Raw genomic sequence first — 14,682 nt, forward strand, 5'->3', positions numbered from 1 at the left:
CACCGAACACCGAACACCGAACACTGAATACTGAGTACTGAACACTGAGTACTGAACACTGAGTACTGAACACTGAACACTGAACACTGAGTACTGAACACTGAGAGTATAAGTTGATGATTACCAGCTTCCGCCAGCTCCTCCACCAGAGAAACCACCTCCGCCACCAAAGCCTCCGAAACCGCCTCCTCCTCCGAAGCCTCCTCCAGAGCTGCCGCCAAAACCACCAGAAGATGAACCGCGAGAGTAGCTTCCTCGACCCATATTACTTAAAATTATGGCTTCAAGAAGACTTCCGCTTCCTGAGCGATTTCCTCTATTTCCACCATGGCCTCCACCACGAGTTTTGGAAATAGCAATGATAAAAATGATAAAAATGATAACTAAAAAGATGATTACCTCTATGGGCATTCCTCCTGTGGATTGCGGTCTGTTATTTTTATAAGCACCACTCAGCACGTCAAATATAGCGTCAGTTCCTTTATCTAATCCTTGGTAATAATCACCTTTTTTAAATTCTGGAATAATGACATTTCTAGTGAGTTCTCCAACAATTCCGGCTGTGAGTCTATCTTCTACACCATAACCAGGTGAAATCCATATTTCACGATCAACTCTAGCAAGTAATATAAAAACTCCATTGTCTTCTTTTGCTTGCCCAATTTCCCATTTTTGTCCCCATTTTGGAGCTAATAAACCAATATTTTCACCTTTGGTTGTTGGAATTATAACGACTATGATTTCGGTTGATGTACTATCGCTGTATCTTTCTAATTTTCGAGATAGGTTGTCAAATTCATGTTGTTTAAGAACTTTAGTACTGTCTATAACAGCTGGTATAAAATCGGGTTTATCAGGAATGTTATATTGTGCATTCGCAGTAAAACTAAAGCTTATTATAAAGCCAAAAGAAAGAGTTAATATGAAACGTTTGATCCTATTCATTAGCTTTTTGAAATCGTGTTGTCCAATTCGTTGGTATCATTGTGTTGCCAAGGAAAGTGCTTTGATAATGATTTGCCAGATTCCATTACACCATCAATAATTCCCTGTTTAAAGTTCTTAGATTTGAATTGTGCTGCAATTTTATCACGCGTAGAATTCCAAAAATCAGCACCAACAATATTGTTAATGCCTTGGTCTCCACATATTACAAAAGATTTATTCTCAACAGCAATATAGATTAATACACCATTGCGTTGTGCGGTATTATCCATTTTTAAATAATGAAAAACTTCTAAGGCATGTTCGTAAACATCGCTCTCGCAATTTTGTTCAATATGCACACGAATTTCGCCAGAGGTTTTGCTTTCAGCAACCTGAATCGCTTCTACAATCTCCTTTTCATCTGCTTCACTTAGAAAATCTTCCAGTTTAGACATGGTTAATGGGTATTAAAAATCAAATTCTACATCTACTGGTTTTTCAGCTCCAGCTTCAGAATCAAAATATGGTTTCTCATCAAAATTTAAAAAACCAGCTAAAATTGTATTTGGAAACGTATTCACATGAACATTATAAGGTTTTATTTGTTCGTTATATCGCGTTCTTGCTGTTTGAATCGTGTTTTCCGTACTTGTTAATTCGTCTTGTAATTTTAAGAAATTTTGATTGGCTTTTAGTTCAGGGTAGCGTTCTACAGTGACTAATAAACGAGACAATGCACTACTTAAACCTCCTTGTGCTTGGTTGAATTGTGATAATTGTTCTGGTGTAATATTAGATGGATCAATGGTTGTTTTTGTAGCTTCAGATCTTGCTTTAATAACAGCTTCTAAAGTGTTTTTTTCAAAATCAGCAGCACCTTTTACTGTGTTTACTAAATTTCCAATTAAATCGTTTCGTCTTTGGTAAGACGTCTGAACATTTCCCCAAGCTTCTTTTACGTTTTCGTTAAGTGTGACCGCTGTATTATTGAAGTTTTTCCCCCAAGAATAAAAACCGAATCCAATGATTGCAATTACGATTACAGGAATTAGCCATTTTTTCATGATAGTTAGTTTTAAAGTTGTGTTTTAATTTTGTTGAGTTGTGCTTTAATGCTTTCTAGCTTTTCGATGATTTCAAATTTTTCTAAAGCTTGTTTTTTTTCTTCTTTAAGATGTGTTTTTGCACCTTCAAGTGTAAATCCTCTTTCTTTTACTAGGTGGTAAATGAATTTAAGATTCTTAATGTCTTCTGGTGTAAATTTTCTATTGCCTTTAGCGTTTTTCTTTGGCTTTAAAACATCAAATTCCTTTTCCCAAAAACGAATTAATGAGGCATTAACTTTAAAGGCTTTGGCCACTTCGCCAATCCCGTAATATCGTTTTTCTGGTAGATTTATATGCATCTTAATCGAGAGATTGGTTTTCTAATGATGCTTTTCTAAGCAATATATCGTATTCTTCAGCAGATAAATTACCGTAGTAAAAATTGATAGGATTTATACGTTCACCATCTTTAAAGATTTCATAATGTAAATGTGGAGCTTCAGAACGCCCTGTGCTACCAACATAACCAATTAAATCGCCACGCTTAACACGTTGATTGACTTTAACATTAAATTTATACATATGCGCATATAATGAAATATAACCATAGCCATGATCTATACGAATGTGATTTCCGTAACCTGTAGATCTGCTGTCTGCACGTTTTATAACACCATCACCCGAAGCATATATTGGTGTACCACGAGGAGCTGTAAAATCCATTCCGTAATGAAATTTTCTAACCTTTGTAAATGGGTCAGTTCTGTAACCATAGCCAGATGCCATACGCGTCATATTCTCATTGCTAATTGGTTGAATAGCTGGTATGGCTTCTAAGAATTTTTCTTTGTCTTCCGCTAATTTTGCTATTTCATCTAAAGATTTAGACTGTACTACAATAGCTTTTTCTAAAATATCTAAGCGTTTATTACTTTCTGCAATTAATTTGGTGTTATCAAAGCCTTCAAATTTTTTATAACGATTAATACCACCAAAACCTGCTCTTCGTTGTTCGGTTGGTATTGGGTTGGCTTCAAAATAAAGTCTGTAAATTGCGTTGTCGCGTTCTTCAACATTTTCTAGTGCTGCAATGGCATCATCCATACGCTTGTTTATCAATTCGTATTGCAGCTCCATATTTTGCAATTCTCTAGCTAACTGGCGTTCTTTTGGCGACTGAATATATTGGCTAGCAATGAAAACTGCTAAAAACCCAAATAGAGCAGCAGCAGTTAAAAACGCAGCTACATATTTAAAGGTTGTAGATTTCTTACGCTGTATTTTGCGATAAGAAAGCGTTTCAGAATCATAATAATATTTTACTTTAGCCATGTTCGAATTTATGCTATTTTTGCAGCTAATAAGCCTATAAAGTAAGTGGCTTAAACTAGTGTAACGTTCAAAGATAAAAAAATGTTTTGCATTTGCGCTAATTTAATAGAAACAAGCTCTAATTTTTATATATGAAGTCTCAAGATATAAGATCTAAATTTTTAAACTTTTTTGAAGAAAAACAACACCTTATTGTTCCTTCTGCACCAATGGTATTAAAGAATGATCCAACATTAATGTTTGTTAATGCTGGTATGGTGCCTTTTAAAGAATATTTTTTAGGGAATTCAGACCCAAAGAAGAATAGAATTACAGATTCGCAAAAATGTTTACGTGTTTCTGGTAAACATAATGATTTAGAAGAGGTTGGTTATGATACTTATCATCACACCTTGTTTGAAATGTTGGGAAACTGGAGTTTTGGAGATTACTTTAAAAAGGAAGCAATTGCATGGGCTTGGGAATTGCTAACCGAAGTTTATAAAATAGATAAAGAGATACTGTACGTTACTGTTTTTGAGGGGAGTGATGATGACGACAACCTTAAAATGGATACTGAAGCTTACGATATTTGGAAACAATATATTTCTGAAGACCGCATTTTAAAAGGCAATAAAAAGGATAATTTTTGGGAAATGGGAGATCAAGGCCCTTGTGGTCCTTGTAGTGAAATCCATGTAGATATAAGATCTGAAGACGAAAAAGCAAAGGTTGATGGAAAGTCGTTAATAAATATGGATCATCCGCATGTGGTTGAAGTATGGAATTTGGTTTTTATGGAATTCAACCGAAAAGCAAATGGGTCTTTAGACGAACTGCCAAATAAGCATATTGATACAGGAATGGGATTTGAGCGTTTATGTATGGTGTTGCAAGGTGTGCAATCTAATTATGATACTGACGTTTTTACACCGATTATTCGTGAAATTGAAACTATTACCGATAAAAAATATGGCAATATTGAGGACATTGATATCGCAATCCGAGTAATTTCGGATCATGTACGTGCCGTAGCATTTTCAATTGCCGATGGTCAATTACCAAGTAATACAGGTGCAGGTTATGTAATTCGTAGAATCTTGCGAAGAGCAATTCGTTATGGGTTTACATTTTTAGATAAAAAAGAGCCATTTATTTATCGTTTGGTTGATGTGTTGAGCAAGAAAATGGGTGATGCATTCCCAGAAGTAAGAGCACAAAAAGTGTTGATTGAGAACGTCATTAAAGAGGAAGAGGCATCATTTTTAAGAACATTAGATCAAGGTTTGGTCTTGCTGAATCGTATTGTTGAGGATACAAAAGGCGATACGGTTTCTGGTGAAAAAGCTTTTGAATTGTATGATACTTACGGTTTTCCGATTGATCTAACCGCTTTAATTTTATCTGAAAAGCATTTAAAATTAGACGAAAAAGGCTTTAAAGATCATTTACAACAGCAAAAAGATAGATCGCGTTCAGCAAGTGAAACATCTACCGAAGATTGGACGGTTTTATTTGAAGACGATGTACAAGAATTTATTGGTTACGATACGCAAGAAGCTAATGTGAAAATTGCTAGATACCGAAAAGTCACGTCTAAAAAAGATGGTGAAATGTATCAGCTTGTATTTAACTTAACACCATTTTATCCTGAAGGAGGAGGCCAGATTGGAGACAAGGGATTTCTTCAAGATAATCAAGGAGATGTGGTCTATATTTTAGATACTAAAAAGGAGAATAATGTTATTATTCATTTAGCAAAAGAATTACCAGACCATATTAATGATAGTTTTAAGGCTGTTGTAAGTAGTGAACATAGAGCATTATCGTCGAGCAATCATACAGCAACGCATTTGTTGCATCAAGCATTACGAGCAGTTCTAGGAGAGCATGTTGAGCAAAAAGGATCCTTGGTAAAACCAAAGTCATTGCGATTCGATTTTTCACATTTTTCTAAAGTCACTAATGAGCAATTACAAGAAATAGAAGATTTTGTAAATTCAAGAATAGAAGGGCATTTACCATTAGAAGAACAACGAAATATTCCGATGGAAAAAGCTGTTGAAGAAGGAGCCATGGCATTGTTTGGTGAGAAATATGGAGATACAGTAAGAACGATTCGTTTTGGAAAGTCTATAGAATTATGTGGTGGAATTCATGTGAAAAACACCGCTGATATCTGGCATTTTAAAATTATATCCGAGGGAGCTGTTGCAGCGGGAATAAGACGAATAGAAGCTATTACAAATAAATCTGTTAGAGATTATTTTTCTGAAAACAACTCAGCTTTCTTAGAAATGAAAGGCTTATTGAATAATGCTAAAGAACCTGTAAAAGCATTAGAGCAGCTACAAGCGGAAAATAATGATTTAAAAAAGCAGATTGAAGGGCTTTTAAAGGATAAAGCGAAAAACATAAAAGGAGAACTTAAAAGTGAATTAACGGAAATAAACGGCATTCAATTTTTAGCTAAAAAATTAGATTTAGATGCTTCAGGAATTAAAGATGTTTGTTTTGAATTAGGAAGCCAGTTTGATAATCTGTTCTTATTATTTGGAGCTGAAAATGATGGAAAAGCAATTTTGTCTTGTTATATTTCTAAGGAATTAGTTGCTAGTAAAAACTTAAATGCAGGAACAATAGTAAGAGAACTCGGAAAACACATCCAAGGTGGAGGTGGAGGACAACCGTTCTTTGCTACGGCAGGAGGAAAGAATCCTAAGGGTATTGAGGCTGCTTTGGAGGCTGCTAAGGGTTATTTATAGTATAGAAATTACTCAGAGATTGGCAGAGGAGAAACGCAGAGACTCACAGAGAATAAGGTTATAGTTTTTGTGCTGTTTTTGAATTTAAATCAATTAGTAACTTTGACGAATAATGTGTATTCATAGACTCATGTTTCTCTGTGAAACTTCGTGAGACTTAGCGAATCTCTGTGTAAAATAAACCATGAAACTACAAACACAAATACCACTAAAACCACAACAACACAATCAAATAGATTATAACTCTAAAGTGGTGTTATTGGGTTCGTGCTTTTCTGAAAATATAGGTGAGAAGTTTAGTTATTTTAAGTTTCAATCTGAGGTTAATCCTTTCGGTGTTTTATTTCAACCTTTGGCAATAGAAAGCTTAATTACAAATGCCATAAACAAAAAGGAATATACAGAGAAGGATATTTTTTTTCAAAATGAACAATGGCATTGTTTTGAAGCGCATTCTCAGTTAAGTTCGGCTTCAAAAGAAGAGGTGTTACTTAATTTAAATGATCAAATTACAGCAACAAAGCAAAACATTAATGAAGCAACTCATGTTATAATTACCTTAGGAACAGCTTGGGTTTATAGAGAAAAAGCGACAGATACAATAGTTGCCAATTGCCATAAAGTTCCGCAAAAACAATTTTTAAAAGAGCTACTTTCTGTAGACACTATTACCGAATCACTTCGTGCTATAATTGCCTTATTAAAAAGTGTGAATCCTAAACTGAGTTGCCTGTTTACGGTTTCACCAATTAGGCATATTAAAGATGGCTTTGTTGAAAATATGCAGAGTAAAGCACATTTAATTTCGGCCATTCACAATGTTGTTGAGCCAAGACATCAAAACTATTATTTTCCGTCTTACGAAATACAAATGGACGAGCTTCGTGATTATCGTTTTTACGCAGCGGATATGATTCACCCAAATCAAACTGCTATTACGTATATCTGGGAAAAGTTTCAGAGGGTATGGGTTTCAGAATCAGCTTCTGTAACTATGGATGAGGTTGAAACCATTCAGAAAGGACTTCAACATAAACCGTTTAATTCAGCATCTGAAGCGCATGAAAAATTTCTTCAAAAGTTAGCGGATAAAAAAGCAAAACTTCAGGCTGAATTTCCACATATTGCTTTTTAATAGCTTTTAAAAAAAGTGTAGCTAACAATTAAGTTAAGATGTGATTTTAAGTTATGTTATAATACGCGTAGTGCTACGTTTTTAGTCGATTTTACGAATGCATATTCGTACAATGCTAGCGATTAATCAACAAGTCGTACTACAACTTACAATCCTTAATCTGAAGGTTAAGTAGTTGTAATTATTCAATATGTTTACGAGCTGTTAAACTGAAATTTTTGTACTTTAAAATAGGTGAATCAATGATTACTTCACTCTAACACTGTCTGGAACCAAAACGGTATAATCGCCGTTGTTTCTAATAACATCGCGAACAATAGATGATGAAATAAATGATGTTTTTGCTGCAGTTAATAAAAATACAGTTTCAATTTTAGATAGTCTTCTATTGGTGTGAGCAATGGCTTTTTCAAATTCAAAATCAGCAGGATTACGCAAACCTCTGAGTATAAATTTTGAATCAATTTCTTTACAAAAATCAATGGTTAAACTTTTGTATGTTACCACCTTTACTTTAGGTTGATCTTTAAACGCTTCTTCAATAAACCGTTTTCGTTCCTCTAAAGAAAACATGTAGTTTTTATCCGCATTGATGCCTATGGCAACAACAACTTCATCAAACAGTTTTATACCACGTTTTATAATATCGAAATGCCCATTAGTAATTGGGTCAAAGGATCCAGGAAAAAGTGCTCTTTTCATCAAAAAGGTTTTGCGTTTCCGTCATAAATTTTTGGAAACTTTTATAGATTCAAATATAATTATTATTTATTCAAAGCTTCTTCAATAGCATTTCCAAATAAATCTTTCAAAGGAATATTAGCTTCTTTGGCTTGCTTTGGTAAAATGCTTTCTTCGGTAAGACCTGGTACTGTATTTACTTCAAGCAAATAAGGTTCGTCATTTTTAAATATAAATTCACTTCTGGTAAAGCCTTTCATGCCAAGGTTTTCGTATATTTTTTTTGCAGCACTTCTTACTTTAATCGCATAATCTTCAGAAATTCGAGCAGGTGTAATTTCCTGCGATTTACCTAGATATTTAGCTTCATAGTCAAAGAAATCGTTCTCAGATACAATTTCGGTTATTGGTAACACCAGTGTTTCCCCTTTGTATAAAATAACACCAACAGAAACTTCAACACCATCTAAATACTGTTCAATAATTATTTCGCTATCTTCTTTAAAGGATTTTTCTACAGCTACTTTTAAACCGTCTTTTTTATATACTTTAGAGATTCCAAAACTACTACCAGCTCTATTGGCTTTTACAAAACATGGCAAGCCCACTTTAGCAACGATGGCATCTTCATCAATACAATCTCCAAGATTCAGGTAATAACTTTCGGCAGTTTTAATACCGTAAGGCTTTAGTGCAGATAATAAATCACGCTTATTAAAAGTTAATGCAGCTTGATACATGGAACAACTTGTTTGCGGCATGTCTATCAATTCAAAATAAGCTTGCATATAGCCATCCTCACCTGGCGAACCATGAATGGCATTAAAAACACAATCGAATTCTATTTTAGTTTCATTTACTAAAACCGAAAAGTTATTTTTATCAACAGGAAACTCTTCTTCCATATCGTTAACAAAAACCCATTTGTTTTCGAAAATATGGATGCGATAAGTGTTATAGATTTCTTTATCTAACGTGTTGTAAACCAAATTACCACTCATAAGGGAAATTTCATATTCACTAGAATAGCCTCCCATTATAATTGCAATATTTTTCTTCATCTTTATGCTGAACTTATTTCAGAATCTGTACCTAAAAAAAGGCCGTTTTTTAATTTAAAAAGCGATTGTGTAAAAGTATCAATTATTTTCAAGAATCTAATTCTCTAAATCATACGTATTTTATTTTTGTGTCGTTATTATTTCTTAGTTTTGTCAACAATTATTTGCATATGAGTTTTGTAAAGTTTCTTACCAGTAAAGTATTTTTTAAACAATTGGCGATTGCCGTTGTAGCTGTAGTAGTATTGTGTTTTCTAGCCTTGAAATGGTTAGATTCAACAACTAATCATGGCGAATTTGTAGTCGTCCCTGATTTAAAAGGGAAATCGTTAGAAACGGTTAATATTGAATTAAAAGATCATGATTTGGCGATGGAAATACAAGATTCTGCTAATTATAATCCAAAATATCCTAAATATTCTGTGATAGAGCAAAACCCAACTGCTGGATCGCATGTTAAGGAAAATAGAAAAATATACTTAATCTTAAACCCTTCTGGTTACCGTAAAGTTGAAGTGCCAAATATTTTAAAGCGCACTTTTAGACAAGCCAAACCTCAATTAGAAGCCTTAGAGTTTGAAATAGGTAAAATAACGTATAAAGACGCCATTGGCGAAGGGGTTATCTCGATGTCACATAAAGGTGAATCGTTAAAGCCTGGAACATTATTGCCCTTAACATCTAAGATAGACTTGGTTTTAGGTAACGGTAAACTATAATTTAAGATAATGCCAAATATTCCTGAAAATTCAGACCAAGAAGAAAACGAGTTATACGAGCATCACGCGTTTAGAGTTGTTGCAGGTCAACAACCACTTCGTATCGATAAATATTTAATGAATTTTATTGAAAATGCTACACGAAATAAAATTCAAGCGGCAGCAAAAGAAGGCAGTATTTTTGTTAATGATGTGCCAGTAAAATCGAATTATAAAGTTAAGCCAAACGATCATATTACGGTTAAGTTTGAGCATCCACCTCATGAAAATTTGCTTATTGCAGAAGATTTACCAATAGATATTGTTTACGAAGATGACGATTTACTTGTGGTCAATAAACCTGCAGGAATGGTGGTACATCCAGGACATGGGAATTATTCTGGAACTTTGATTAATGGACTTATTTTTCACTTTGAAAACCTACCAAATAACTCAAGCGAACGTCCAGGTTTAGTGCATAGAATTGATAAAGATACCAGTGGATTGTTAGTGGTTGCAAAAACCGAACAAGCCATGGCACATTTGTCTAATCAGTTTGCAAAGAAAACATCTGAGCGCGAATATGTAGCACTTGTTTGGGGAAATGTTGAAGAAGAGGAAGGTACGATTGAAGGTAATATTGGTCGTCACCCTAAAAACAGATTACAAAATACCGTGTTCTTAGATGATGACGGAGAACAAGGAAAACCAGCTGTAACACATTATAAAGTTTTAGAACGTTTAGGATATGTTACTTTGGTAAGCTGTAAGCTCGAAACTGGTCGTACACACCAAATCCGTGTCCACATGAAACACATAGGACACACGCTTTTTAATGACGAACGCTACGGAGGAGAACGCATATTAAAAGGAACTACATTTACAAAATATAAGCAGTTTGTAGATAACTGTTTTAAGATTTTACCTAGACAAGCCTTGCATGCTAAAACTTTAGGGTTTGTACATCCAACGACAGGTGAGTTTATGCAGTTTCAATCTGAAATTCCTGAAGATATGACACAATGCATAGAAAAGTGGAGACAGTATGCAAAGCATGTTGACTAATTACAGTTGCATTTAGTGTCTTATAATATTAAGAATTACACGTCTTTCTGTTCAGCTTCACATCAAAATAGTTATCGGTTATAACACTATCAAGATTAGTACTCACTAATATTTGAAACTCTTTCTTTTACATCGTATTTTTACCATTGAGAAAGAAAATTTGTTTAACCATTTATGAGATGCCCATTTTTTTGAGCATCTGTAACCTTAATAAGATACCCACTTTCGTGGGCATTTGTATGAAACTAGTACTATCACCAGCAAAATCTTTAGATTACGACACTAAATTACCAACTTCTAAAACAACGGAAGGTGTTTTTTTAGACGAAGCAGAGCGTTTAAATAAAGTATTGAAAAAGAAATCAGTTAAAAGCTTAGGGAAACTGATGCATATTTCAGATAATTTAAGTCAATTAAATTATGAGCGTAATCAAGATTGGAAATTACCATTTACAAAAGACAATGCAAGGCAAGCCATTTATGCATTTAGTGGTGATGTGTACAGAGGTTTGGATGCTTATACTATTGATACCAAAAAAATAGATAAGGTTCAAGATACGGTTAGGATTCTTTCAGGATTATATGGAGTATTAAAACCCTTAGACTTAATGCAGCCATACCGCCTTGAAATGGGGACAAAAATGCCAGTTGGTAAAAATAAAAACCTGTATGAGTTTTGGAAGAAGAAAGTTACAAAAGCTTTAAATGACGAATTAGAAGATGGTGAGATTTTTCTCAATTTAGCAAGTAACGAATATTTTAAGGCTATAGATACCAAAGCATTAAAAGTGCCTGTGATAAACGTAGCTTTTAAAGAATTTAAAAACGACAAATATAAAATCATTGCCATATTCGCAAAGTTAGCAAGAGGATTAATGGCAAGGTATATCATTGATACTGATGCAAAAACATTAGATGATATTAAAGGGTTTAATTACGAAAATTATGGTTTTAGTGAAGAATTATCTTCAGAAAACGAATTGGTTTTTACGAGATAAAAGAGACTTACAGTCACTAAAAAATTAATTTATGTATTACTTACTTATAGCGGTTCAGGTGTATTGTTTGTATCATGCTTATAAAAACAGAAAGCCTTATTATTGGTATTTTCTCATATTCTTTATTCCTGCGATTGGTTCAGCGATATACATTATTACGCAAGTGTATAATAAGGATGATGCCGAAAAAATTCAAGAAGAAATTACAACAGTTCTTAATCCAACAAAAAAAATCAAAGCTTTAGAAAGTAAGATTGAGTTTGTAGATACGTACACCAATAGAATTGAGTTAGCCGATGCGTATTTTATGAATAAAGACTTTCCTAATGCTATTGCAAACTACAAGAAAACTTTAGAGGATAAGGTTCAAGATGATTTGTATGCGCGTCAAAATCTTATACTGTGTTATTTTCAATTAAAGGATTATAATGGCGTTATTGAACATGCGGAACAAATAAAAGACACATCAGAATTTAAAGGATCAAAACAACAATTTTGTTATGGTTTAGCTTTAAATGAATTGGGTAAAACCAACGAAGCTGAAGCCCAATTAAAACAAATAGACAGACCATATTCTAATTATGCAGAACGTTTGGCACTCGCTAAATTTTATATAGAAAACAATAGAACTTCGGAAGGAAAGGAATTGCTAACTGAAATCTCTATAGAGTCTAAACGTTTAACAAAAACAAACCGAAAACTTTACGGAGCAACTATTGTTGAGGTGGAGCAGTTGTTGGCTAAGTTATAGTTTGCTTTATTACTAATCTTATACTTATTAGCCACCATGTGTTATGATATATAGTTTTTTTTATTTTTTTATTTTAACTAGAAGTTCATAAAGTTCATAAATCCCTGTTTTCTGGGATGAATACAAGTTCTACTATCCCTAAATTTGTACATGTTTATTAAGCCCCATAACATTTTTGTTTTTCTTTTTTTGTGCTATACGTCAATTTGTAAGGCCCAAACTACGGCTACTATTGATACTGAAGACAAAAAGGTGGATCAACTTTTTTACTATTTCAATAATGGGGATGATACCAAAGCATATAAAGAAGCTCTCCATTCGTTACGAACTTTTAAATCCAAGAAGGCAATAACTAATACCAATTTATTATTGGCTTACTACCATAATAAATATGTTGCAATAGACTCGTCTATATATTATACCCATCAAGCTCTAAAAAGTAAAAAGAATGTTAATGACTCCTTAGGGGTAAGGTTGACCATATTATCTTATCAATTACTTGCGCTAAATAACACAAACAAAGGCTTATATCAAGAAAGTAAAAAATGGCATATTAAAGGAGCCGAATTAAGTGAAAAACATAATGAAACCAATCTGTACTATACGCATTTACATGGTTTGGCAAGTACATATATTACATTAGGTAAAACTGAAGAAGCTTTAGACCTTTTAGAGAAATGTATTAAAAATTCTAATGATGAAGAACTTATTTTAGGAAGTTATATCAATTTAGGATCAATCTATTCGTCGCAATCTAAATATAAATTATCCAATACATATTTACAAAAAGCAAGAGAAATGTGCGAGAAAAATACGCATAGAAAACAGGCTTTAGTAAATGTAATTATCAATATTGGTGATAACTACTTAAGTATTGGAGATATGGATAAAGCGCTTTCATTTTACGATGAGGCAAAAAAGATCAGCACAGAAAATAGATCCTATAATTTAGAACTTATTGTTTTAGGAAAAATTGGGACGGTACTATATAATGAAAAAAGAGATAGTGAAGCTCTTTTAATATTCTCTAATGCTTTAATTAAAGCGATAAACTTGGGCAATTTAGATATTGAGATGAATAGTTATCTAATGTTAGAAAAACTCTCTAAAAGAAAAGGTGATTATCGTAGTGCTTATAATTATGGCAAACACTATTATAAAATCAAAGATTCTATCGAGAATTCTCAAAAAGAAAAGGAGATTAATAGTTTAGAAGTAAAATTTAAAACCCTTGAAAAGGAAAAAACTATAAAGCAATTACAGATAGAAAACCTTAATAAAACTTTAAATATTAAGAATAAGGAGGCAGATATAGAAAAGTATAAACTTCAAGAAGCAATAATTGCAAAACAGAATGAAAACCAGGTATTACAATTACAAAATGGCGTAGAAAAACGTAAAAATGAAATTGCATTACTGAAAGAAAAAGAAACTTTAAAGGCATTAGAGCTAGATAGAGAGAAGACTATTAAATATATTGTTCTTATCGCTTTCTTCATTTTATTAATTCCTATTGTTGGACTTTTAATTATTTATTATCAAAAACTACAAGCGCAAAGTTTAGTTAATTTAAAAGAGAAAGAGATAAATGAGCAACAGGTAATTTCATTAAAAAAAGACCAAGAATTAAAGTTAATTAAAGCATCAATTAGAGGTCAAGATCAAGAGCGTAAAAAGATTGCTCAAGAAATGCACGATAGTGTAGGAGGCAATTTAGCAGCTATAAAATTACAATTCAGTCAACTTTACAATCAGCCAGATAAACTAAAATTAATTTATAGTCAATTAGATGACACTTACGAACAGGTAAGAGATTTGTCGCATAATTTATTGCCTAAAAAAATCAGAGAAAACGATTTTATATTTTTAATTAAAGAATACATTAATACCGTTGAAGCGTCTAGTGAACTTACCATAAACGTCTCTTTTTATGACGAAGAGAAAATTAACGCCTTAAGTAAAATTTTACAAAATGAGTTATTTTCAATTTTTCAAGAATTAACAACCAATACAATTAAGTACGCCAAAGCAACCACTATAGACATGCAGTTAGATCTTTTAAACGAATGTCTGTTTTTTGTTTATGAAGATGATGGTGTTGGCTTTGATGTATCCATGACGACTTTAGGTATAGGATTAACCAATATAAAGAACAGGGTAGACACTCATAATGGTGTATTACATATCGACTCTAAACCCGATAGAGGGACTAACATTAATATAGAAATTCCACTAAAATCATAA

Annotated in this window: 14 protein-coding genes; 7 read left to right on the plus strand and 7 right to left on the minus strand. The window is 33.0% G+C overall.

Translation table 11 applies throughout. The features are described from left to right. Positions 1–120: 120 nt before the first annotated feature. Genes K1X16_RS06110 through K1X16_RS06130 form a run of 5 tightly spaced genes read right to left on the minus strand, consistent with a single transcriptional unit; the run spans position 121 to position 3,305 of the window. Positions 121–945 carry a TPM domain-containing protein gene (locus K1X16_RS06110; RefSeq protein WP_225035435.1) on the minus strand — a complete coding sequence of 275 codons (825 nt, stop codon included), beginning with the start codon at positions 943–945 and terminating at the stop codon, positions 121–123. Continuing rightward, positions 945–1,382 carry a TPM domain-containing protein gene (locus tag K1X16_RS06115; protein ID WP_195872626.1) on the minus strand — a complete coding sequence of 146 codons (438 nt, stop codon included), beginning with the start codon at positions 1,380–1,382 and terminating at the stop codon, positions 945–947. The genes K1X16_RS06110 and K1X16_RS06115 overlap by 1 nt, the downstream gene beginning before the upstream one ends. A 12-nt stretch (positions 1,383–1,394) precedes the next feature. After that, positions 1,395–1,991 (minus strand): LemA family protein, encoded by a 597-nt coding sequence (locus K1X16_RS06120; RefSeq protein ID WP_195872625.1) that lies wholly within the window; start codon positions 1,989–1,991, stop codon positions 1,395–1,397. Positions 1,992–2,002: 11 nt separating this feature from the next. Then, positions 2,003–2,332 (minus strand): MerR family transcriptional regulator, encoded by a 330-nt coding sequence (locus K1X16_RS06125; RefSeq protein WP_195872624.1) that lies wholly within the window; start codon positions 2,330–2,332, stop codon positions 2,003–2,005. Between the two features lies 1 nt (position 2,333). Then, positions 2,334–3,305 carry a M23 family metallopeptidase gene (locus K1X16_RS06130; RefSeq protein ID WP_195872623.1) on the minus strand — a complete coding sequence of 324 codons (972 nt, stop codon included), beginning with the start codon at positions 3,303–3,305 and terminating at the stop codon, positions 2,334–2,336. A 131-nt stretch (positions 3,306–3,436) separates the two neighbouring features. Between K1X16_RS06130 and alaS the strand changes: the two genes are divergently transcribed. Together alaS and K1X16_RS06140 are read left to right on the plus strand one after the other, a co-directional pair. Next, positions 3,437–6,049, plus strand: a complete 2,613-nt coding sequence (alaS, locus tag K1X16_RS06135; protein WP_225035436.1) for an alanine--tRNA ligase — start codon at positions 3,437–3,439, stop codon at positions 6,047–6,049. A 184-nt stretch (positions 6,050–6,233) separates the two neighbouring features. Next, a complete protein-coding gene (locus K1X16_RS06140) occupies positions 6,234–7,184 on the plus strand; it encodes a GSCFA domain-containing protein (RefSeq protein ID WP_225035437.1) in 951 nt (316 codons plus the stop codon). 246 nt (positions 7,185–7,430) lie between these two features. Here K1X16_RS06140 and coaD read toward each other — a convergent pair whose 3' ends face one another. After that, positions 7,431–7,886, minus strand: coding sequence for a pantetheine-phosphate adenylyltransferase (gene coaD, locus K1X16_RS06145; RefSeq protein WP_225035438.1), 456 nt, complete (start codon positions 7,884–7,886; stop codon positions 7,431–7,433). Between the two features lie 62 nt (positions 7,887–7,948). Continuing rightward, the gene (locus K1X16_RS06150; protein WP_225035439.1) at positions 7,949–8,926 is read right to left on the minus strand and encodes a D-alanine--D-alanine ligase; all 978 of its coding nucleotides are present in this window, start codon (positions 8,924–8,926) and stop codon (positions 7,949–7,951) included. A gap of 170 nt (positions 8,927–9,096) precedes the next feature. Here K1X16_RS06150 and K1X16_RS06155 point away from each other — a divergent pair, with 170 nt between their 5' ends. The 5 genes from K1X16_RS06155 (at position 9,097) to K1X16_RS06175 (ending at position 14,682) form a co-directional block, all read left to right on the plus strand. Beyond that, the gene (locus tag K1X16_RS06155) at positions 9,097–9,645 is read left to right on the plus strand and encodes a PASTA domain-containing protein (protein WP_195872618.1); all 549 of its coding nucleotides are present in this window, start codon (positions 9,097–9,099) and stop codon (positions 9,643–9,645) included. 9 nt (positions 9,646–9,654) lie between these two features. Then, on the plus strand, positions 9,655–10,689 hold the full coding sequence (locus tag K1X16_RS06160; RefSeq protein WP_225035440.1) for an RluA family pseudouridine synthase: 1,035 nt from the start codon (positions 9,655–9,657) through the stop codon (positions 10,687–10,689). A gap of 239 nt (positions 10,690–10,928) precedes the next feature. Continuing rightward, complete coding sequence (gene yaaA, locus K1X16_RS06165) at positions 10,929–11,687, plus strand: peroxide stress protein YaaA (protein WP_225035441.1); 759 nt, start codon at positions 10,929–10,931, stop codon at positions 11,685–11,687. 31 nt (positions 11,688–11,718) lie between these two features. After that, positions 11,719–12,438, plus strand: a complete 720-nt coding sequence (locus K1X16_RS06170) for a TRAFs-binding domain-containing protein (RefSeq protein ID WP_195872615.1) — start codon at positions 11,719–11,721, stop codon at positions 12,436–12,438. 252 nt (positions 12,439–12,690) lie between these two features. Next, the gene (locus K1X16_RS06175) at positions 12,691–14,682 is read left to right on the plus strand and encodes a tetratricopeptide repeat protein (RefSeq protein WP_225035442.1); all 1,992 of its coding nucleotides are present in this window, start codon (positions 12,691–12,693) and stop codon (positions 14,680–14,682) included.

It is taken from the genome of Winogradskyella sp. SM1960 (genome assembly GCF_020179375.1).
Lineage (GTDB): Bacteria > Bacteroidota > Bacteroidia > Flavobacteriales > Flavobacteriaceae > Winogradskyella > Winogradskyella marina.

Coding starts and splice junctions, on each gene's coding strand:
- K1X16_RS06110 (WP_225035435.1), bottom strand. CDS start 945: ATGAATAGGATCAAACGTTTCATATTAACTCTTTCTTTTGGCTTTATA.
- K1X16_RS06115 (WP_195872626.1), bottom strand. CDS start 1,382: ATGTCTAAACTGGAAGATTTTCTAAGTGAAGCAGATGAAAAGGAGATT.
- K1X16_RS06120 (WP_195872625.1), bottom strand. CDS start 1,991: ATGAAAAAATGGCTAATTCCTGTAATCGTAATTGCAATCATTGGATTC.
- K1X16_RS06125 (WP_195872624.1), bottom strand. CDS start 2,332: ATGCATATAAATCTACCAGAAAAACGATATTACGGGATTGGCGAAGTG.
- K1X16_RS06130 (WP_195872623.1), bottom strand. CDS start 3,305: ATGGCTAAAGTAAAATATTATTATGATTCTGAAACGCTTTCTTATCGC.
- alaS (WP_225035436.1), top strand. CDS start 3,437: ATGAAGTCTCAAGATATAAGATCTAAATTTTTAAACTTTTTTGAAGAA.
- K1X16_RS06140 (WP_225035437.1), top strand. CDS start 6,234: ATGAAACTACAAACACAAATACCACTAAAACCACAACAACACAATCAA.
- coaD (WP_225035438.1), bottom strand. CDS start 7,886: ATGAAAAGAGCACTTTTTCCTGGATCCTTTGACCCAATTACTAATGGG.
- K1X16_RS06150 (WP_225035439.1), bottom strand. CDS start 8,926: ATGAAGAAAAATATTGCAATTATAATGGGAGGCTATTCTAGTGAATAT.
- K1X16_RS06155 (WP_195872618.1), top strand. CDS start 9,097: ATGAGTTTTGTAAAGTTTCTTACCAGTAAAGTATTTTTTAAACAATTG.
- K1X16_RS06160 (WP_225035440.1), top strand. CDS start 9,655: ATGCCAAATATTCCTGAAAATTCAGACCAAGAAGAAAACGAGTTATAC.
- yaaA (WP_225035441.1), top strand. CDS start 10,929: ATGAAACTAGTACTATCACCAGCAAAATCTTTAGATTACGACACTAAA.
- K1X16_RS06170 (WP_195872615.1), top strand. CDS start 11,719: ATGTATTACTTACTTATAGCGGTTCAGGTGTATTGTTTGTATCATGCT.